Genomic DNA, 525 nt, shown 5'->3' with positions numbered 1-525 from the left:
ACCACTTGAAAACGAATGCCAGCATCAGCCAACACTTCTAGCTCTTCTCCACCGCGACCAAATACGAAAGGATCACCGCCTTTTACTCGTACTACTCGGTATCCTTGCTTAGCAAAATCAACCAAAAGTTGATTTGTCTTTTCTTGCGGTACACTGTGGTGCCCTGCACGCTTGCCAACACAAACTAAAATCGTATCGCTTGGGATCAGCGCCATGATCTCTTCAGACACCAAATAGTCGTACAAGACCACATCCGCCTGTTGTAAACAGTTCAGTGCTTTAATGGTGAGAAGTTCAGGGTCGCCAGGGCCAGCACCAACCAATGCCACTTCGCCTGGTTTGAGTGACTGCTTTGCAAAACGAGTGACGCCAGACACTTGGTTGTCAGAAACCAACCTCGGCTTTTGTACAGGTAAAGGAGTGACTGAATCGTTCGTTGCCATGTGCTTGCTCATCGTCCATTGATATTGTGATGCAAGCATTATGGCGGGGTGTTTTTATTACCTGAAATTCTAAAATTTCACT

1 protein-coding gene is annotated in these 525 nt (G+C 46.5%); it reads right to left on the bottom strand.

What is annotated here, in order from left to right; genetic code table 11:
* The coding region (locus R8N47_RS28220) for a uroporphyrinogen-III C-methyltransferase (RefSeq protein ID WP_318186484.1) at positions 1 to 443 on the bottom strand (443 nt) is incomplete at its 3' end.
* Between the last annotated feature and the right edge of the window lie 82 nt (positions 444 to 525).

The sequence above is a fragment of the Vibrio sp. 2132-1 genome (genome assembly GCF_033344315.1).
This window is presented reverse-complemented; position numbering and strand designations above follow the sequence as displayed.